The organism is Streptomyces sp. SID5785 (genome assembly GCF_009870065.1).
Lineage (GTDB): Bacteria > Actinomycetota > Actinomycetes > Streptomycetales > Streptomycetaceae > Streptomyces.
Genome location: NZ_WWIA01000109.1, coordinates 1 through 17,410 on the forward strand (window position 1 = coordinate 1; position 17,410 = coordinate 17,410).

Genomic DNA, 17,410 nt, shown 5'->3' on the forward strand with positions numbered 1-17,410 from the left:
GCCCTGCCCGGAGCCCGCGCCCACGGCGCCGACTTCGCCGCGCAGGCCGCCACGCTCGGCGCCGTCGCGGCGCTGACCGACCCGGCGGGCGCCGAGCGCGTCGCCGCCGCCGGACTCGTCCCGCTCGTCGTGGAGAACCCGCGCGGCCGCATGGGCGAACTGGCCGCCACCATCTACGGGCGGCCCGGCGCGGACCTGCTGCAGATCGGGATCACCGGCACCTCCGGCAAGACCACCACCGCGTACCTCGTGGAAGGCGGTCTGAAGGAGGTCCGCTCGACCGGGCTCATCGGCACCGTCGAGATGCGCATCGGCGACGAGCGCATCAAGTCCGAGCGCACCACCCCGGAAGCCACCGATCTCCAGGCCCTGTTCGCGGTCATGCGCGAGCGCGGCGTCGACGCCGTCGCCATGGAGGTCTCCAGCCACGCCCTCGTGCTCGGCCGGGTCGACGGCTGCGTCTTCGACGTCGCGGTCTTCAACAACCTCAGCCCGGAGCACATGGAGTTCCACTCCGACATGGAGGACTACTTCCGGGCGAAGGCGCAGCTGTTCACGAAAGCGCGCAGCAAACAGGGCGTCGTGAACTACGACGACGCGTACGGCCGCCGGCTCGTCGACGAGTCCGAGGTGCCCGTCGTGACCTTCTCCGCCGAGGGCCACCCCGACGCCGACTGGCGCGCCGAGGACGTCGAGGTCGGGCCGCTCGGCTCCACGCTGACCGTCGTCGGCCCCGAGGGCGAACGGGTCACCGCCCGGGCCCCGCTGCCCGGCCCCTTCAACGTGGCGAACACCCTCGCCGCGATCGTCACCCTCGCGGTCGCCGGGATCGACCCGCAGACCGCGGCCGACGGCGTCGCCGCCGTCCCCGGCGTGCCCGGCCGCCTCGAGCGGGTGGACGCCGGGCAGAAGTACCTGGCCGTCGTCGACTACGCGCACAAGACCGACGCCGTCGAGTCGGTCCTCAAGGCGCTGCGCAAGGTCACCGAGAACAAGCTGCACATCGTGCTCGGCTGCGGCGGCGACCGGGACCGCACGAAGCGGATGCCGATGGGCGCCGCCGCGGCCCGGTTCGCCGACACGGCCATCCTCACCTCCGACAACCCCCGCGGCGAGGACCCCCTCGCGATCCTCGCCACGATGCTCGCGGGCGCCGCCGACGTGCCCGCGCACGAGCGCGGAGAGGTCCAGGTCTTCGAGGACCGGGCCGCCGCCATCGCCGCCGCGGTCGCGCGCGCCGAGACCGGCGACACCGTCCTCGTCGCCGGCAAGGGCCACGAGCAGGGGCAGGACATCGCCGGGGTGGTGCGTCCCTTCGACGACCGCCTGGTGCTTCGCGAAGCCATCGAGCAGACCCAGGGATGAAGTTGTGATCGCCCTCTCCCTCGCCGAGATCGCCTCAGCCGTCGGCGGGCAGACGTACGACATACCGGACGAGTCGGTCCGGGTCACCGGGCCGGTCGTCATCGACTCGCGCAAGGTCGAACCGGGCAGCCTGTTCGCCGCGTTCGTCGGCGAGCGCGTGGACGGTCACGACTACGCGCGCGAGGTCGTCGACAAGGGTGCGGCCGCCGTCCTGGCGTCCCGCCCCGTCGGCGTGCCCGCGATCGTCGTCGACGACGTCCAGTCCGCGCTCGGCGCCCTCGCCCGGCACGTGGTGGCCCGGCTCGGCGCCACGCTCGTCGCGCTGACGGGCTCGGCCGGCAAGACCAGCACCAAGGACCTCATCGCCCAGGTGCTGCGGCGCTCGGCCCCGACGGTCTTCACCCCCGGCTCGTTCAACAACGAGATCGGGCTGCCGCTGACCGCCCTGTCCGCCGAGGACGGCACCCGGTTCCTCGTCCTGGAGATGGGCGCCCGCGGCAAGGGCCACATCCGCTACCTGACGGAGCTCACGCCCCCGAGGGTCGGCGTCGTCCTCAACGTCGGCACCGCGCACATCGGCGAGTTCGGCGGCCGCGAGCAGATCGCGGAAGCGAAGGGCGAACTCGTCGAGGCGCTGCCCGCCGACGGCACCGCGATCCTCAACGCGGACGACCCGCTCGTCCGCGCCATGACCGCGCGCACGCGGGCGAAGGTGCTCCTCTTCGGAGAGGCCGCCGACGCCGACGTCCGTGCCGAGAATGTCCGGCTCACGGAGAACGGACAGCCCGCCTTCAGCCTTCACACACCCACCGGGTGCAGCGAAGTGACCTTGCGCCTGTACGGTGAGCACCACGTGTCGAACGCGCTCGCCGCGGCCGCCGTCGCCCATGACCTTGGCATGTCCGTGGAGGAGATCGCCCTCGCGCTCTCCGAGGCGGGCACTCTGTCCCGCTGGCGGATGGAGGTCACCGAGCGTCCGGACGGCGTCACGATCGTCAACGACGCCTACAACGCGAACCCCGAGTCCATGCGAGCCGCCCTGCGCGCGCTCGCGGCCATGGGCAAGGGGCGTCGTACGTGGGCGGTGCTCGGACAGATGGCCGAGCTCGGTGACGAGTCGCTGGCCGAGCACGACGCGGTCGGACGGCTCGCCGTCCGGCTCAACGTCAGCAAGCTCGTGGCAGTCGGGGGCAGGGAAGCGTCCTGGCTGCAACTGGGCGCCTATAACGAGGGTTCGTGGGGTGAGGAGTCGGTGCACGTGTCCGACGCACAGGCGGCGGTCGACCTGTTGCGCAGCGAGCTGCGCCCGGGAGACGTCGTGCTCGTGAAGGCATCCAGGTCGGTGGGCCTGGAGAGCGTGGCACAGGCGCTGCTCGAGGGCTTCGGGATCGGGGGCGATGCCCGATGATGAAGCAGATCCTCTTCGCGGGCGTCATCGGTCTCTTCCTGACGCTGGCGGGCACGCCGCTGCTGATCAAGCTCCTCGCGCGCAAGGGCTACGGGCAGTACATCCGTGACGACGGCCCGCGCGAGCACGCCAGCAAGCGCGGTACGCCGACCATGGGCGGTATCGCCTTCATCCTGGCGACCCTCATCGCGTACTTCCTCAGCAAGCTGATCACCGGGGCGCCCCCCACCCTGTCCGGCCTCCTCGTGCTCGGGCTCATGGCGGGCATGGGCCTCGTCGGCTTCCTCGACGACTACATCAAGATCGTCAAGCGGCGCTCGCTCGGTCTGCGCGCCAAGGCGAAGATGGCCGGACAGCTGATCGTGGGCATCGCCTTCGCGCTGCTCGCCATCAACTTCGCGGACGTACGCGGCAACACCCCGGCCTCCACCAAGCTCTCCTTCGTCGAGGACTTCGGCTGGACGATCGGCCCGGTGCTGTTCGTCGTCTGGGCGCTGTTCATGATCCTCGCGATGTCGAACGGCGTGAACCTCACCGACGGCCTCGACGGACTCGCCACCGGCGCCTCCGTGATGGTCTTCGGCGCCTACACCTTCATCGGCGTCTGGCAGTTCCAGGAGTCCTGCGCCAACGCGCAGACCCTCACCAACCCAGCCGCGTGTTTCGAGGTCAGAGACCCACTCGATCTGGCCGTCGTCGCCTCGGCGTTGATGGGCTCCTGCTTCGGCTTCCTGTGGTGGAACACCTCGCCCGCGAAGATCTTCATGGGCGACACCGGCTCGCTCGCCCTCGGCGGCGCCCTCGCCGGCCTCGCGATCTGCTCGCGCACCGAGCTCCTCATCGCCCTGCTCGGCGGCCTGTTCGTGCTCATCACGATGTCGGTCGTCATCCAGGTCGGCTCGTTCAAGATGACCGGCAAGCGGGTCTTCCGCATGGCGCCACTGCAACACCACTTCGAACTCAAGGGGTGGTCCGAAGTCCTTGTCGTGGTCCGCTTCTGGATCATCCAGGGCATGTGCGTGATCGTCGGACTCGGCCTCTTCTACGCAGGATGGGCAGCCAAGAAGTGACATCTGGTCAGGATTCCTGGCAGGGCACGAACATCACCGTCGCCGGTCTCGGCGTGAGCGGCCTCAGCGCCGCCCGCGCCCTGGCCGGCCTCGGCGCGTCCGTGACCGTCGTCGACGGCGGCGACGGCGACGCCCACCGCGACAAGGCCGCGCTCCTGGAGAAGGAGGGCATCGCCGTCCGCCTCGGGGACGCCGAGACGCTGCCCGACGGCACCGGGCTCGTCGTGACGTCCCCCGGCTGGAAGCCGTCGTCGCCGCTGTTCGCGGCCGCGGCCGAGGCCGGCGTCGACGTCGTCGGCGACGTCGAGATCGCCTGGCGGCTGCGCGGCCCGGACGCGGCCCCCTGGCTCGCGATCACCGGCACCAACGGCAAGACCACGACGACCCAGATGCTCGCCTCGATCCTGGAGGCGGCCGGCCTGCGCACCGCGGCCGTGGGCAACATCGGCACCCCGATCGTCGACGTCGTCCTCGAGGGCGACGACGCGTACGACGTGTTCGCCGTCGAGCTCTCCTCGTACCAGCTGCACTGGGCGCCCTCGCTGCGCGCGCACTCCGGCGCCGTCCTCAACCTGGCACCGGACCACCTCGACTGGCACGGCTCCATGGAGGCCTACGCCGCCGACAAGGGCCGCATCTACGAGGGCAATCAGGTCGCCTGCGTCTACAACGTCGCGGACCGGGCCACCGAGGAGCTCGTGCGCGAGGCCGACGTCGAGGAGGGCTGCCGCGCGATCGGCTTCACCCTCGGCACCCCCGGCCCCTCCGAACTCGGCGTCGTGGACGGCATCCTGGTCGACCGCGCCTTCGTCGACGACCGGCAGAAGAACGCCCAGGAGCTCGCCGAGATCTCCGACGTCACCCCGCCGGCCCCGCACAACATCGCCAACGCCCTCGCGGCGGCCGCGCTCGCCCGCGCCTTCGGCGTCGAGCCCCGGGCCGTCCGCGACGGCCTGCGCGCCTTCACCCCGGACGCGCACCGCATCGCCCATGTCGCCGACGTCGACGGCGTCGCCTACGTGGACGACTCCAAGGCGACCAACACCCATGCCGCCCAGGCCTCGTTGGCCTCGTACGCGTCCATCGTGTGGATCGCCGGCGGCCTCGCCAAGGGCGCGACCTTCGACGAGCTCGTCACGGGCGCCGCACAGCGGCTGCGCGGGGTCGTGCTCATCGGCCGGGACCGTGCCCTGATCCGCGAAGCCCTGGAGCGACACGCGCCGGAAGTCCCGGTGGTCGACCTGGACCGGACCGACACTGGGGCGATGTCGGCGGCGGTCCAGGAGGCGGCACGGCTCGCCCGGGAGGGCGACACCGTCCTGATGGCCCCGGCCTGTGCGTCGATGGACATGTTCACCAACTACAACAAGCGTGGCGAGGCGTTCGCGGAAGCGGTCCGCGCGCTCGGCGCCACCGGCGTCTGAGGGGACCTTCGGGTGCCCGGTGACGCCGGGCACCCTCGGGAGGGGACGTGGCAGCGTTGACGGCAGACACCGAGCGGGCCCCGCTCAGGTCGTGGGGGAGCGGCGATGCCCGGTAGCGCCCGTACCACCCGGCGCCCCGCCGCGCCGCCGCGCCGGACCAGCAAGGTCTACCGGGCGCGCGCCAACCCCCTGCGCACGCTCTACGGCCGCGCCCGCCGCGCCTGGGACCGGCCGCTCACCGCGTACTACCTGATCCTCGGCGCCGCCGCCCTGCTCACCGTGCTCGGCCTGGTGATGGTCTACTCGGCCTCGATGATCACGGCCCTGCAGATGGGCCTGTCCAGCTCGTACTTCTTCCGCAAGCAGTTCGTCGCGGCCGTGCTCGGCGCGATCCTGCTGCTCGTCGCGATGCGGATGCCGATCAAACTGCACCGCGCGCTCGCCTACCCGATCCTCGCCGTCAGCGTCTTCCTCATGGTCCTCGTGCAGATCCCGGGGATAGGAGTGTCGATCAACGGCAACCAGAACTGGATCTCGCTCGGCGGCCCGTTCATGCTGCAGCCCAGCGAGTTCGGGAAACTGGCGCTCATCCTGTGGGGCGCGGACCTGCTGGCCCGCAAGCACGACAAGAGGCTGCTCACCCAGTGGAAGCACATGCTGGTGCCGCTGGTCCCGGTCGCCTTCCTGCTGCTCGGACTGATCATGCTCGGCGGCGACATGGGCACCGCGATCCTTCTCACAGCGATCCTCTTCGGACTGCTCTGGCTGGCGGGTGCGCCCACCCGGCTCTTCGTCGGGGTCCTCTCGGTCGCCGGGGCCATCGGGATCATGCTCATCAAGACCAGCCCGAACCGCATGGCACGCCTGGCCTGTCTGGGCCGTGCGGACGCGGGCCCCGACGATCTGTGCTGGCAGGGACTGCACGGGATCTACGCCCTCGCCTCCGGCGGATTCTTCGGTTCCGGCCTCGGGGCGAGTGTGGAAAAATGGGGTCAACTTCCCGAAGCGCACACCGACTTCATCTTTGCCATCACCGGTGAGGAACTGGGCCTGGCGGGGACGCTGTCGGTGCTCGCCCTGTTCGCGGCTCTAGGCTATGCGGGTATCCGCGTGGCCGGACGCACGGAGGACCCCTTCGTACGGTACGCCGCGGGTGGCGTGACGACCTGGATCACGGCGCAGGCCGTGGTCAACATCGGTGCGGTGCTCGGCCTGCTGCCGATCGCCGGTGTCCCGCTCCCGCTGTTCTCGTACGGGGGGTCGGCCCTGCTGCCGACCATGTTCGCCGTGGGGCTTCTGATCGCGTTCGCGCGGGACGAACCCGCGGCACGGGCTGCCCTCGCCATGCGGCAGCCGCGGACGAGATGGAACACGATGAGACGGCGCGTCACGGCGCGTCCGTCCGGAGAGCGGTGAATTTCGGTGCATGTCGTACTCGCCGGTGGGGGGACCGCCGGCCACATCGAGCCGGCGCTCGCCCTCGCGGACGCCCTGCGCAGGCAGGACCCGACCGTGGGCATCACAGCCCTCGGCACGGAGAAGGGGCTCGAGACCCGGCTCGTACCCGAGCGCGGGTACGAACTCGCGCTGATCCCCGCCGTTCCGCTCCCGCGCAAGCCCACCCCCGAACTGATCACCGTCCCGGGGCGCCTGCGCGGCACCATCAAGGCGGCCGAGCAGATCCTCGAGCGGACCAAGGCCGACGCGGTCGTCGGCTTCGGCGGCTACGTCGCCCTGCCCGGCTATCTCGCCGCCAAGCGGCTCGGCGTGCCGATCGTCGTGCACGAGGCCAACGCCCGCCCGGGCCTGGCCAACAAGATCGGCTCGCGGTACGCGGCAGGGGTCGCCGTCTCCACTCCGGACAGCAAGCTGCGCGGGGCCCGCTACATCGGCATCCCGCTGCGCCGCACCATCGCGATGCTGGACCGGGCCCAGATGCGCCCCGAGGCCCGCGCCGCGTTCGGCCTCGACCCGAACCTGCCGACGCTGCTCGTCTCCGGCGGATCCCAGGGCGCCCGGCACCTCAACGAGGTCGTCCAGCGCGTCGCCCCGCTGCTCCAGCAGTCCGGCATCCAGATCCTGCACGTGGTCGGCCCGAAGAACGAACTGCCGCAGGTCCAGCAGATGCCGGGAATGCCCCCGTACATCCCGGTACCGTACGTGGACCGGATGGACCTCGCGTACGCCGCGGCCGACATGATGCTCTGCCGCGCGGGCGCGATGACCGTCGCCGAGCTCTCCGCCGTCGGACTCCCGGCCGCCTACGTCCCGCTGCCCATCGGCAACGGCGAACAGCGGCTGAACGCCCAGCCGGTGGTCAAGTCCGGCGGCGGCCTGCTGGTCGACGACGCGGAGCTGACCCCCGAGTGGGTCCAGGGCAACGTCCTGCCCGTGCTCGCCGACCCGCACCGGCTGTACGAGATGTCCCGCGCCGCCTCCGAGTTCGGCCGCCGGGACGCCGACGACCTGCTCGTCGGGATGGTGTACGAGGCGATCAACTCGCGTCACTAGCGGACGTGCGGATGTGAAGGCAGGGGAGCGTGGCTGAGGCGAGCACCGCGGAGCGCGGCCGGCGGGACACCCCGGAGCCGCCCGAACCGCCCCCCGCCCCGACGAGGGTGCGCATGCCGAGCGTGCGCACCCTCGTCGTCACCGGAGTCCTGCTGGTCCTCGCCGCGGCGGCCGCCGTCTGGCTCCTGTACGGCTCGTCCTGGCTGCGGGTGGAGCGCGTGACCACCTCGGGCACCGGGGTTCTCACCCCGGCCGAGGTGCGCGAGGCGGCCGGAGTGCCGGTGGGCGCCCCGCTCGTCTCCGTCGACACGGACGCCGTCGAGGACCGGCTGCGGCAGAAACTGCCCCGGATCGACTCGGTCGACGTGGTGCGTTCCTGGCCGCACGGAATCAGTCTGAAAGTGACAGAACGCAAGCCGGTTCTGGTGACCGAAGACGCCCGAAATTCGGGCAAGTTCCTCGAAATTGACCGCAAAGGCGTCCGTTACGCGACGGTCGACAAGGCGCCCAGAGGTGTCCCCCGGCTGGAATTGGCGCCCGACACCGGCGGCGCCGCGGCCAGCCTGCGCCGATTCGGCACCGACCGGCTCGTCCGGGAAGCGGTGCGCGTCGCGGGGCGGCTGCCGGCCCGGATCGCCGGGGACACCCGCGCCCTCAAGGTCCGTTCGTACGACGCCATCTCGCTGGAGCTCGGCGGGGGACGCGTCGTCGCGTGGGGAAGCTCCGAGAAGAGCGACGCGAAGGCGCGTGCACTCGTCGCTCTCATGAAAGCAGCCCCGAAGGCCCGGCACTTCGACGTGAGTGTGCCCACCGCCCCTGCGTCATCGGCGAGTTGACGCACATCGGTGCAGGCCAGCACCCTGGTTGGGCAGCGCTACGGCTGATCACATAGGGTGAAAAGAAAAACGGGAGGTTCGGCGTGTTCGTTGAACGGGCGCCACTTGTCGACTTAGTGTCAGGTTCGGAAGAGTCCAGGAAACAGACACACTGGTAACCCTAAACTTCAGCGTTAGGGTTCGGGTCGGCAGTCGACTAGTAGTCAACTAGGAGGCCGGACCGCCCCCATTCGACATCAGTCGTCGCATCCGTACAGGCGAGGCGACGACACGTAACTCGAGGCGAGAGGCCTTCGACGTGGCAGCACCGCAGAACTACCTCGCAGTCATCAAAGTCATCGGTGTCGGCGGCGGTGGTGTCAATGCCATCAACCGGATGATCGAGGTCGGTCTCAAGGGCGTCGAGTTCATCGCCATCAACACCGACGCGCAAGCCCTGTTGATGAGCGACGCGGACGTCAAGCTCGACGTCGGCCGTGAACTCACCCGCGGACTCGGCGCCGGAGCCAATCCGGCCGTCGGGCGCAAGGCGGCCGAGGACCACCGCGAGGAGATCGAGGAGGTCCTCAAGGGGGCCGACATGGTCTTCGTCACCGCCGGTGAAGGTGGCGGCACCGGCACCGGCGGCGCACCCGTCGTGGCCAACATCGCGCGCTCGCTCGGCGCCCTCACGATCGGCGTGGTCACGCGTCCGTTCACCTTCGAGGGCCGACGCCGGGCGAACCAGGCGGAGGACGGCATCGCCGAGCTCCGCGAAGAGGTCGACACCCTCATCGTCATCCCGAACGACCGGCTCCTGTCCATCTCGGACCGCCAGGTCTCCGTCCTCGACGCCTTCAAGTCGGCGGACCAGGTCCTGCTCTCCGGTGTCCAGGGCATCACCGACCTCATCACCACCCCCGGTCTCATCAACCTCGACTTCGCGGACGTCAAGTCCGTCATGTCCGAGGCCGGTTCCGCCCTGATGGGCATCGGCTCCGCCCGCGGCGACGACCGCGCGGTGGCCGCCGCCGAGATGGCGATCTCCTCGCCGCTCCTCGAGGCGTCCATCGACGGCGCGCGCGGCGTGCTGCTCTCCATCTCCGGTGGCTCCGACCTCGGCCTGTTCGAGATCAACGAAGCGGCCCAGCTGGTCAGCGAGGCCGCACACCCCGAGGCCAACATCATCTTCGGCGCCGTGATCGACGACGCCCTCGGTGACGAGGTGCGGGTCACCGTGATCGCCGCCGGCTTCGACGGCGGCCAGCCGCCGAACAAGCGGGACAACGTGATCGGCTCGTCCTCCGCCAAGCGCGAGGAGGCGGCGCCGTCGGCCCGCCCGGCCGCGACGCCCGAGCCCTCGCGTCCGGCCTTCGGCTCGCTGGGCAGCGTGACCCCGCGCGAGGAGCCCAAGACCCCGGAGCCCGCCGAGGCCGCGCCGGCCAACGAGGCGCCGGCCGTCCCGGTCACCCCGCCCCAGGTGCCCCGGCCGTCCTACCCGGACAGCCAGGCCGAGGAGCTGGACGTCCCGGACTTCCTCAAGTGACGTTCCGGAGCCCGACGGGAACGTCATCGCAGTGATAGGACAGCGCGACCACGCGAGCGGCGCCCACTTCGCCTTCACCGACCGGTGGGGCGGGGTGAGCGCCGCTCCGTACGAGGAGCTCAATCTCGGCGGCGCGGTCGGCGACGACCCCGCGGCCGTCCTGCGCAACAGGGAACGCGCCGCGCGGGAACTCGGCCTCGCACCGGACCGGGTGGTCTGGATGAACCAGGTGCACGGCCCCGACGTCCAGGTGGTGGACGGGCCCTGGGCCGCGGACGCCGCCGTGCCGTGCGTCGACGCGATCGTCACCGCCCGCCGCCGGCTCGCCCTCGCCGTGCTCACCGCGGACTGCACCCCCGTCCTGCTGGCCGACCCGGCCGCCGGAGTCGTTGCCGCCGCACACGCGGGACGCCCCGGCATGGTCGCCGGCGTGGTCCCCGCCGCGGTCGGCGCCATGGTGGAGCTCGGCGCGGACCCGGCCCGGATCGTGGCCCGCACCGGGCCGGCGGTGTGCGGACGGTGCTACGAAGTCCCCGCCGCGATGCGCGCGGAGGTCGCGGCGGTCGAACCCGCGGCCCACTCCGAGACCAGCTGGGGCACCCCGGCCGTCGATGTGACCGCCGGTGTGCACGCGCAACTGGAGTGGCTCGGGGTGCGCGACCGGCAGCGGTCGCCGGTGTGCACGCTGGAGTCGCACGACCACTTCTCGTACCGCCGCGACAAGGCCACCGGCCGGCTCGCGGGCTATGTCTGGCTGGACTGATACGACATGACGGATCTTCAGGATCTTCAGGATGTTCCCGGCGATCCGGGGCGCAAGGAAGAGCTCGCGGCGAACCTGGCGGCGGTGGAGCGGCGCATCGACGCCGCCTGCGCGGCCGCGGGCCGCAAGCGCGAGGACGTGACCCTGATCGTGGTCACGAAGACGTACCCCGCGAGCGATGTGCGGATCCTGTCCGGGCTCGGCGTGCGGCACGTCGCCGAGAACCGCGACCAGGACGCCGCCCCCAAGGCGGCGGCCTGTGCGGATCTGCCCCTCACCTGGCACTTCGTCGGTCAGTTGCAGACCAACAAGGTCCGATCCGTGGTGAGTTACGCCGATATGGTGCAGTCCGTGGACCGGGCGAAGCTCGTCACGGCGCTGTCGAAGGAGGCGGAGCGCGCCGGGCGCGCGCTCGGCTGCCTGATCCAGGTCGCGCTCGACGCCGAGGTCGACGGCCGGGGCGAGCGCGGTGGCGTGGGGGCGGGGGGAGTCGAGGAGTTGGCCGCTCGCGTGGCCGAGGCGCCGGGGTTGCGGCTCGACGGACTGATGACCGTCGCACCGCTCACCGGGGACTACGCGGGGCGGCAACAGGCGGCGTTCGAGCGGCTCATGGATTTGTCGACTCACCTGCGCGTGGCCCATCCGGCTGCGAACATGGTCTCGGCAGGGATGAGTTCGGACCTCGAGGAGGCTGTGGCGGCCGGAGCGACACATGTGCGCGTCGGTACGGCGGTCCTCGGAGTCCGACCCAGGCTCGGGTAACGTCGCCAAGAAGTCGGACCACAGCAGAAAATATGGTCATTCTCGCTGTTGGGCGGGGAGATCGCGTGGATCGCGGGCACATTGGTTGACGTCAGCCTCAGCCGATCCACCACAGAGCGGAGGACTCAGAGCATGGCCGGCGCGATGCGCAAGATGGCGGTCTACCTCGGCCTCGTGGAGGACGATGGGTACGACGGCCGGGGGTTCGACCCCGACGACGACTTCGAACCCGAGCTTGATCCCGAGCCCGAGCGTGACCGCAGGCGGCACGAGCCGTCGCATCAGTCACACAGCTCCCGCCCGGCAGAAGCGGACGAATCGGTACGAGTGGTACCCGCTCCCGCACCCCGCGAACCGGTGCGCCAGCCCGCCGCCCTCCCGGCCGATTCCGGACGTCCGGCACGAATCGCCCCCGTGGCATCCATCACACCTGAACGTCAGAGCCTGGAGAAGAACGCACCGGTGATCATGCCCAAGGTCGTGTCCGAGCGGGAGCCCTACCGCATCACCACATTGCACCCGCGGACCTACAACGAGGCCCGTACCATCGGGGAACACTTCCGTGAGGGCACTCCGGTGATCATGAATCTGACGGAGATGGACGACACCGACGCGAAGCGACTTGTCGACTTTGCCGCCGGTCTCGTGTTCGGTCTGCACGGCAGCATCGAGCGGGTGACTCAGAAGGTGTTCCTGTTGTCGCCTGCTAACGTCGATGTCACGGCGGAGGACAAGGCCCGCATCGCAGAGGGCGGGTTCTTCAACCAGAGCTGAGACGCAGCACTAGTTCACCGACTGGCTCGACTAGTCATGAGGCACGAGACACAGGGGAGAGGGAACCACCGACATGAGCGTGGTTTTGGATGTGGTCTACATCGCGCTGATGTGTTTCCTCATCGTGCTGATCTTCCGGCTGGTCATGGACTACGTCTTCCAGTTCGCCCGCTCGTGGCAACCCGGCAAGGCGATGGTGGTCGTTCTGGAGGCCACCTACACTGTCACTGATCCACCGCTCAAGCTTCTGCGGCGGTTCATCCCGCCGCTGCGTCTCGGGGGCGTGGCGCTCGACCTGTCCTTCTTCGTACTGATGATCATCGTCTACATCCTGATCTCCGTCGTGAGCCGGCTGTGAGCGCGATGTCTACTACGGTCTTGCCGAATGCCGACGACAACGTTGAGGTGAAGAGATGCCGTTGACCCCCGAGGACGTGCGGAACAAGCAGTTCACGACCGTCCGCCTCCGAGAAGGCTATGACGAGGACGAGGTCGATGCCTTCCTCGATGAGGTCGAAGCCGAACTGACCCGCCTGCTCCGTGAGAACGAGGACCTGAGGGCCAAGCTCGCCGCTGCCACCCGCGCCGCTGCGCAGAACCAGCAGCAGGGCGGCATGCGCAAGGGCCCCGGCCCCGGTGGGCCCGGCGGCCCCGACGGGCCCCAGGACCAGCAGGGACCCCCGCAGGGTATGCGCGGTCCGGGCGCCCCGGTGCCCGCCGGCATATCGGGCCCGCCGCAGCAGCAGATGGGTGGCCCCATGGGCGGCCCCCCGCAGCTGCCGAGCGGTGCCCCGCAGCTCCCGGCCGGTCCCGGTGGGCACGGCCCCCAGGGTCCGGGTCCGCAGGGTCCCGGTCCGATGGGCCAGGGCCCGGGTCCGATGGGCCAGGGACAGCTGAGCGGTCCGATGGGCGGCCCCATGGGCGGTCACCCCGGCCCGCCGCAGATGCCGCAGCCCGGTCAGGGCCCCGGTGGCGACAGCGCCGCCCGTGTCCTCTCGCTGGCCCAGCAGACCGCCGACCAGGCGATCGCCGAGGCCCGCTCCGAGGCCAACAAGATCGTCGGCGAGGCCCGCAGCCGCGCCGAGGGTCTCGAGCGTGACGCCCGTGCCAAGGCCGACGCCCTGGAGCGGGACGCGCAGGAGAAGCACCGCGTCGCGATGGGCTCCCTGGAGTCCGCCCGCGCCACGCTGGAGCGCAAGGTCGAGGACCTGCGTGGCTTCGAGCGCGAGTACCGCACGCGTCTGAAGTCGTACCTGGAGTCGCAGCTGCGCCAGCTGGAGACCCAGGCCGACGACTCGCTGGCCCCGCCGCGTACCCCGGCGGCCGCCTCGCTGCCGCCGTCCCCGGCGCCGTCGATGGCTCCGGCCGGTGCGGGTGCCCCGTCCTACGGTGGCAACCAGACGATGGGTGGCAACCCGCAGCCCGGCGGCCCGTCCTACGGTGGCCAGCAGCAGATGTCCCCCGCGATGACGCAGCCGATGGCGCCCGTGCGCCCGCAGGCTCCGCAGCCGATGCAGCAGGCCCCGTCGCCGATGCGCGGCTTCCTCATCGACGAGGACGACAACTAGGCGGCGCCCCGCGCGCCTGAGAAAGGCGTCGGCGTTCATTCAGGCCCTGGCCCGGATCGTTTCTGCGATCCGGGCCAGGGCCTTTTCCGCTCCGCGCGGGGGCGCCGGTTCACGTGTGCCCGCGCACAGAACGCCGAAGGGCCGGCCCCGGCAGATCTCTCTGCCGGGGCCGGCCCTTCGGGCGGTGCCGTGCGGCCGTCAGGCCTTGCGGAGGCGGAAGGTCAGGCTCAGGCCCTCGTCCGTGAAGGGCTCGCCGTACGTGTCGTCCGCCACACCCTGCGCGAAGTCCGTCGCGAGGACCTCGTCCGCGATCAGGCCGGAGTGCTCCGACAGGGCCGCGCTCACCGCCGGGTCCGTCGAGGTCAAGCGCAGGGCGATCCGGTCGGACACGTCCAGGCCGCTGTTCTTGCGGGCCTCCTGGATCAGCCGGATCGCGTCACGGGCCAGGCCCGCCTGCCGCAGCTCCTCGGTGATCTCCAGGTCGAGGGCGACCGTCGCACCGGAGTCCGAGGCGACCGACCAGCCCTCGCGCGGGGTCTCCGTGATGATGACCTCGTCGGGGGCGAGCGCGATCGTCTCGCCGTCGACCTCCAGGGTCGCCGTGCCCTCGCGCAGCGCCAGGGACAGCGCCGCGGCGTCGGCGGCGGCCACGGCCTTCGCGACGTCCTGGACGCGCTTGCCGAAGCGCTTGCCCAGCGCCCGGAAGTTCGCCTTGGCCGTCGTGTCGACCAGCGAGCCGCCCACCTCGGAGAGCGAGGCCAGGGACGAGACGTTCAGCTCCTCGGTGATCTGCGCGTGCAGCTCCGGGGAGAGCGACTCGAAGCCCGACGCCGCGACCAGCGCGCGCGACAGCGGCTGACGGGTCTTGACGCCCGACTCCGCGCGCGTGGCGCGGCCCAGCTCGACGAGCCGGCGCACGAGCGCCATCTGCGTCGACAGCGTGGGGTCGATCGCCGCCGTGTCCGCCTCGGGCCACGACGACAGGTGCACCGACTCGGGCGCGTCCGGCGTCACCGGCACGACGAGGTCCTGCCACACCCGCTCCGTGATGAACGGCGTGAGCGGGGCCATCAGCTGAGTGACCGTCACGACCACGTCGTGCAGCGTGCGCAGTGCGGCCTTGTCGCCCTGCCAGAAGCGGCGGCGCGAGCGGCGCACGTACCAGTTCGACAGGTCGTCGACGAAGGCCGACAGGAGCTTGCCGGCGCGCTGCGTGTCGTAGGCCTCCAGGGCCTGGGTGACCTCGTCCGTGAGCTGGTGCAGCTCGGAGAGCAGCCACCGGTCCAGGACGCTGCGCTCGGCCGGGGCCGGATCCGCCGCGCTGGGCGCCCAGTTCGACGTACGGGCGTACAGGGCCTGGAAGGCGACCGTGTTCCAGTACGTGAGGAGCGTCTTGCGGACGACCTCCTGGATGGTGCCGTGACCCACCCGGCGGGCCGCCCACGGGGAGCCGCCGGCCGCCATGAACCAGCGCACCGCGTCGGCGCCGTGCTGGTCCATCAGCGGGATCGGCTGCAGGATGTTCCCCAGGTGCTTGGACATCTTGCGGCCGTCCTCGGCGAGGATGTGGCCGAGGCACACCACGTTCTCGTACGACGACTTGTCGAAGACGAGGGTGCCGATCGCCATCAGCGTGTAGAACCAGCCGCGGGTCTGGTCGATGGCCTCCGAGATGAACTGCGCCGGGTACCGCGACTCGAACAGTTCCTTGTTCTTGTACGGGTAGCCCCACTGCGCGAACGGCATCGAGCCCGAGTCGTACCAGGCGTCGATGACCTCCGGCACGCGCACCGCGTCGAGGGAGCAGCCCTCGTGGGAGCAGGTGAAGGTCACGTCGTCGATGTACGGGCGGTGCGGGTCGAGCGCCGACTGGTCGGTCCCGGTCAGCTCGGACAGCTCCGCGCGCGAGCCGACGCAGGTGAGGTGGCCCTCCTCGCAGCGCCAGATGGGCAGCGGGGTGCCCCAGTAGCGGTTGCGGGACAGCGCCCAGTCGATGTTGTTGCTCAGCCAGTCGCCGAAGCGGCCGTTCTTGACCGTGTCCGGGAACCAGTTCGTCTTCTCGTTCTCCTCGAGAAGACGGTCCTTGACGGCCGTCGTCCTGATGTACCAGGACGGCTGCGCGTAGTACAGCAGCGCCGTGTGGCAGCGCCAGCAGTGCGGGTAGCTGTGCTCGTACGGGACGTGCAGGAACAGCAGGCCGCGCGCCTCCAGGTCCGCGGTCAGCTGCTCGTCGGCCTTCTTGAAGAAGACGCCGCCGACCATCGGGACCTCGGGCGAGAAGGTGCCGTCGGGCAGCACCGGGTTCACCACCGGCAGGCCGTACGCGCGGCAGACCTTGAGGTCGTCCTCACCGAAGGCGGGGGACTGGTGGACCAGGCCCGTACCGTCCTCGGTCGTCACGTACTCGGCGTTGACGACGAACTGTGCCTCGCTGGGGAACTCCACCAGCTCGAACGGACGTTGGTACTTCCAGCGCTCCATCTCCGCGCCGGTGAAGGACTCGCCGGTCGTCTCCCAGCCCTCGCCGAGCGCCTTCTCGACGAGCGGCTCGGCGACGACCAGCTTCTCCTCCCCGTTCGTCGCCACGACGTAGCGGACCTCGGGGTGCGCGGCGACCGCCGTGTTGGACACCAGGGTCCAGGGGGTCGTCGTCCACACCAGGAGCGAGGCCCGGCCGGCCAGCGGACCGGAGGTGAGCGGGAAGCGGACATAGACCGACGGGTCCACGACCGTCTCGTAGCCCTGTGCCAGCTCGTGGTCCGACAGGCCCGTGCCACAGCGCGGGCACCAGGGGGCCACCCGGTGGTCCTGGACGAGGAGGCCCTTGTCGAAGATCTCCTTGAGCGACCACCACACGGACTCGATGTACTCGGGGTCCATCGTCCGGTACGCGTCGTCGAGGTCGACCCAGTAGCCCATGCGGGTCGTCAGGTCGGTGAAGGCGTCGGTGTGCCGGGTCACGGACTCGCGGCACTTCGCGTTGAACTCCGCGATGCCGTAGGCCTCGATGTCCTTCTTGCCGTTGAAGCCGAGCTCCTTCTCGACCGCCAGCTCCACCGGGAGGCCGTGGCAGTCCCAGCCCGCCTTGCGCCCCACGTGGTAGCCGCGCATCGTGCGGAAGCGGGGGAAGACGTCCTTGAAGACGCGGGCCTCGATGTGGTGGGCACCCGGCATGCCGTTGGCCGTGGGCGGGCCCTCGTAGAACACCCACTCGGGGCGCCCCTCGGACTGCTCCAGGGTCTTGGCGAAGATCTTCTGCTCGCGCCAGAAGTCGAGCACCGCGTGCTCGAGGGCGGGCAGGTCGACCTGGGCGGGCACCTGGCGGTACTGCGTCATCAGTCTTCCTCCGGCGGACGTGCTTCTCTCCGTCGGAGGGACGAGAGGAACCCGGTAGGCGAGAAGGA

The 17,410-nt window shown here is 70.7% G+C and carries 14 protein-coding genes; 13 read left to right on the top strand and 1 reads right to left on the bottom strand.

Going from position 1 to position 17,410, the window contains the following annotated elements:
* From GTW43_RS03400 to GTW43_RS03460, 13 genes are all read left to right on the top strand, one after another.
* Positions 1-1,365: UDP-N-acetylmuramoyl-L-alanyl-D-glutamate--2,6-diaminopimelate ligase (locus GTW43_RS03400; RefSeq protein ID WP_161300117.1), on the top strand; the 1,365-nt coding region annotated here is incomplete at its 5' end.
* 4 nt (positions 1,366-1,369) lie between these two features.
* Entirely contained in the window at positions 1,370-2,773 is a 1,404-nt protein-coding gene (murF, locus tag GTW43_RS03405; RefSeq protein ID WP_161300119.1) for a UDP-N-acetylmuramoyl-tripeptide--D-alanyl-D-alanine ligase, read from the top strand.
* A complete protein-coding gene (mraY, locus tag GTW43_RS03410; protein ID WP_161300120.1) occupies positions 2,770-3,843 on the top strand; it encodes a phospho-N-acetylmuramoyl-pentapeptide-transferase in 1,074 nt (357 codons plus the stop codon). The genes murF and mraY overlap by 4 nt, the downstream gene beginning before the upstream one ends.
* On the top strand, positions 3,825-5,267 hold the full coding sequence (murD, locus tag GTW43_RS03415) for a UDP-N-acetylmuramoyl-L-alanine--D-glutamate ligase (protein ID WP_161300121.1): 1,443 nt from the start codon (positions 3,825-3,827) through the stop codon (positions 5,265-5,267). Before mraY ends, murD begins: the two co-directional genes overlap by 19 nt.
* Positions 5,268-5,372: 105 nt before the next feature.
* Positions 5,373-6,683: a putative lipid II flippase FtsW gene (gene ftsW, locus GTW43_RS03420; protein ID WP_161300122.1), complete on the top strand. Its 1,311-nt coding sequence runs from the start codon at positions 5,373-5,375 to the stop codon at positions 6,681-6,683.
* Positions 6,684-6,689: 6 nt separating this feature from the next.
* Complete coding sequence (gene murG, locus GTW43_RS03425; RefSeq protein WP_161300123.1) at positions 6,690-7,778, top strand: undecaprenyldiphospho-muramoylpentapeptide beta-N-acetylglucosaminyltransferase; 1,089 nt, start codon at positions 6,690-6,692, stop codon at positions 7,776-7,778.
* 29 nt (positions 7,779-7,807) lie between these two features.
* On the top strand, positions 7,808-8,614 hold the full coding sequence (locus GTW43_RS03430) for an FtsQ-type POTRA domain-containing protein (protein ID WP_343245882.1): 807 nt from the start codon (positions 7,808-7,810) through the stop codon (positions 8,612-8,614).
* A gap of 298 nt (positions 8,615-8,912) precedes the next feature.
* Positions 8,913-10,139: a cell division protein FtsZ gene (gene ftsZ, locus GTW43_RS03435; RefSeq protein WP_161300124.1), complete on the top strand. Its 1,227-nt coding sequence runs from the start codon at positions 8,913-8,915 to the stop codon at positions 10,137-10,139.
* A gap of 31 nt (positions 10,140-10,170) precedes the next feature.
* Positions 10,171-10,902: a peptidoglycan editing factor PgeF gene (pgeF, locus tag GTW43_RS03440; RefSeq protein WP_161300125.1), complete on the top strand. Its 732-nt coding sequence runs from the start codon at positions 10,171-10,173 to the stop codon at positions 10,900-10,902.
* A 6-nt stretch (positions 10,903-10,908) separates the two neighbouring features.
* Positions 10,909-11,664, top strand: a complete 756-nt coding sequence (locus GTW43_RS03445) for a YggS family pyridoxal phosphate-dependent enzyme (RefSeq protein ID WP_161300126.1) — start codon at positions 10,909-10,911, stop codon at positions 11,662-11,664.
* Positions 11,665-11,796: 132 nt separating this feature from the next.
* Positions 11,797-12,438: a cell division protein SepF gene (sepF, locus tag GTW43_RS03450; protein WP_161300127.1), complete on the top strand. Its 642-nt coding sequence runs from the start codon at positions 11,797-11,799 to the stop codon at positions 12,436-12,438.
* A 73-nt stretch (positions 12,439-12,511) separates the two neighbouring features.
* Entirely contained in the window at positions 12,512-12,796 is a 285-nt protein-coding gene (locus tag GTW43_RS03455) for a YggT family protein (RefSeq protein WP_033318070.1), read from the top strand.
* 55 nt (positions 12,797-12,851) lie between these two features.
* Positions 12,852-14,006 (top strand): DivIVA domain-containing protein, encoded by a 1,155-nt coding sequence (locus tag GTW43_RS03460; RefSeq protein ID WP_161300128.1) that lies wholly within the window; start codon positions 12,852-12,854, stop codon positions 14,004-14,006.
* A 198-nt stretch (positions 14,007-14,204) separates the two neighbouring features.
* Here GTW43_RS03460 and ileS read toward each other — a convergent pair whose 3' ends face one another.
* Positions 14,205-17,342: an isoleucine--tRNA ligase gene (gene ileS, locus GTW43_RS03465; protein ID WP_161300129.1), complete on the bottom strand. Its 3,138-nt coding sequence runs from the start codon at positions 17,340-17,342 to the stop codon at positions 14,205-14,207.
* Between the last annotated feature and the right edge of the window lie 68 nt (positions 17,343-17,410).

Excerpts from the sequence above, each read along its gene's own strand:
- GTW43_RS03455 (WP_033318070.1), top strand. The coding sequence starts at position 12,512 with ATGAGCGTGGTTTTGGATGTGGTCTACATCGCGCTGATGTGTTTCCTC.
- ftsW (WP_161300122.1), top strand. The coding sequence starts at position 5,373 with ATGCCCGGTAGCGCCCGTACCACCCGGCGCCCCGCCGCGCCGCCGCGC.
- murD (WP_161300121.1), top strand. The coding sequence starts at position 3,825 with ATGGGCAGCCAAGAAGTGACATCTGGTCAGGATTCCTGGCAGGGCACG.
- sepF (WP_161300127.1), top strand. The coding sequence starts at position 11,797 with ATGGCCGGCGCGATGCGCAAGATGGCGGTCTACCTCGGCCTCGTGGAG.
- GTW43_RS03445 (WP_161300126.1), top strand. The coding sequence starts at position 10,909 with ATGACGGATCTTCAGGATCTTCAGGATGTTCCCGGCGATCCGGGGCGC.
- mraY (WP_161300120.1), top strand. The coding sequence starts at position 2,770 with ATGATGAAGCAGATCCTCTTCGCGGGCGTCATCGGTCTCTTCCTGACG.
- ileS (WP_161300129.1), bottom strand. The coding sequence starts at position 17,342 with ATGACGCAGTACCGCCAGGTGCCCGCCCAGGTCGACCTGCCCGCCCTC.
- GTW43_RS03460 (WP_161300128.1), top strand. The coding sequence starts at position 12,852 with ATGCCGTTGACCCCCGAGGACGTGCGGAACAAGCAGTTCACGACCGTC.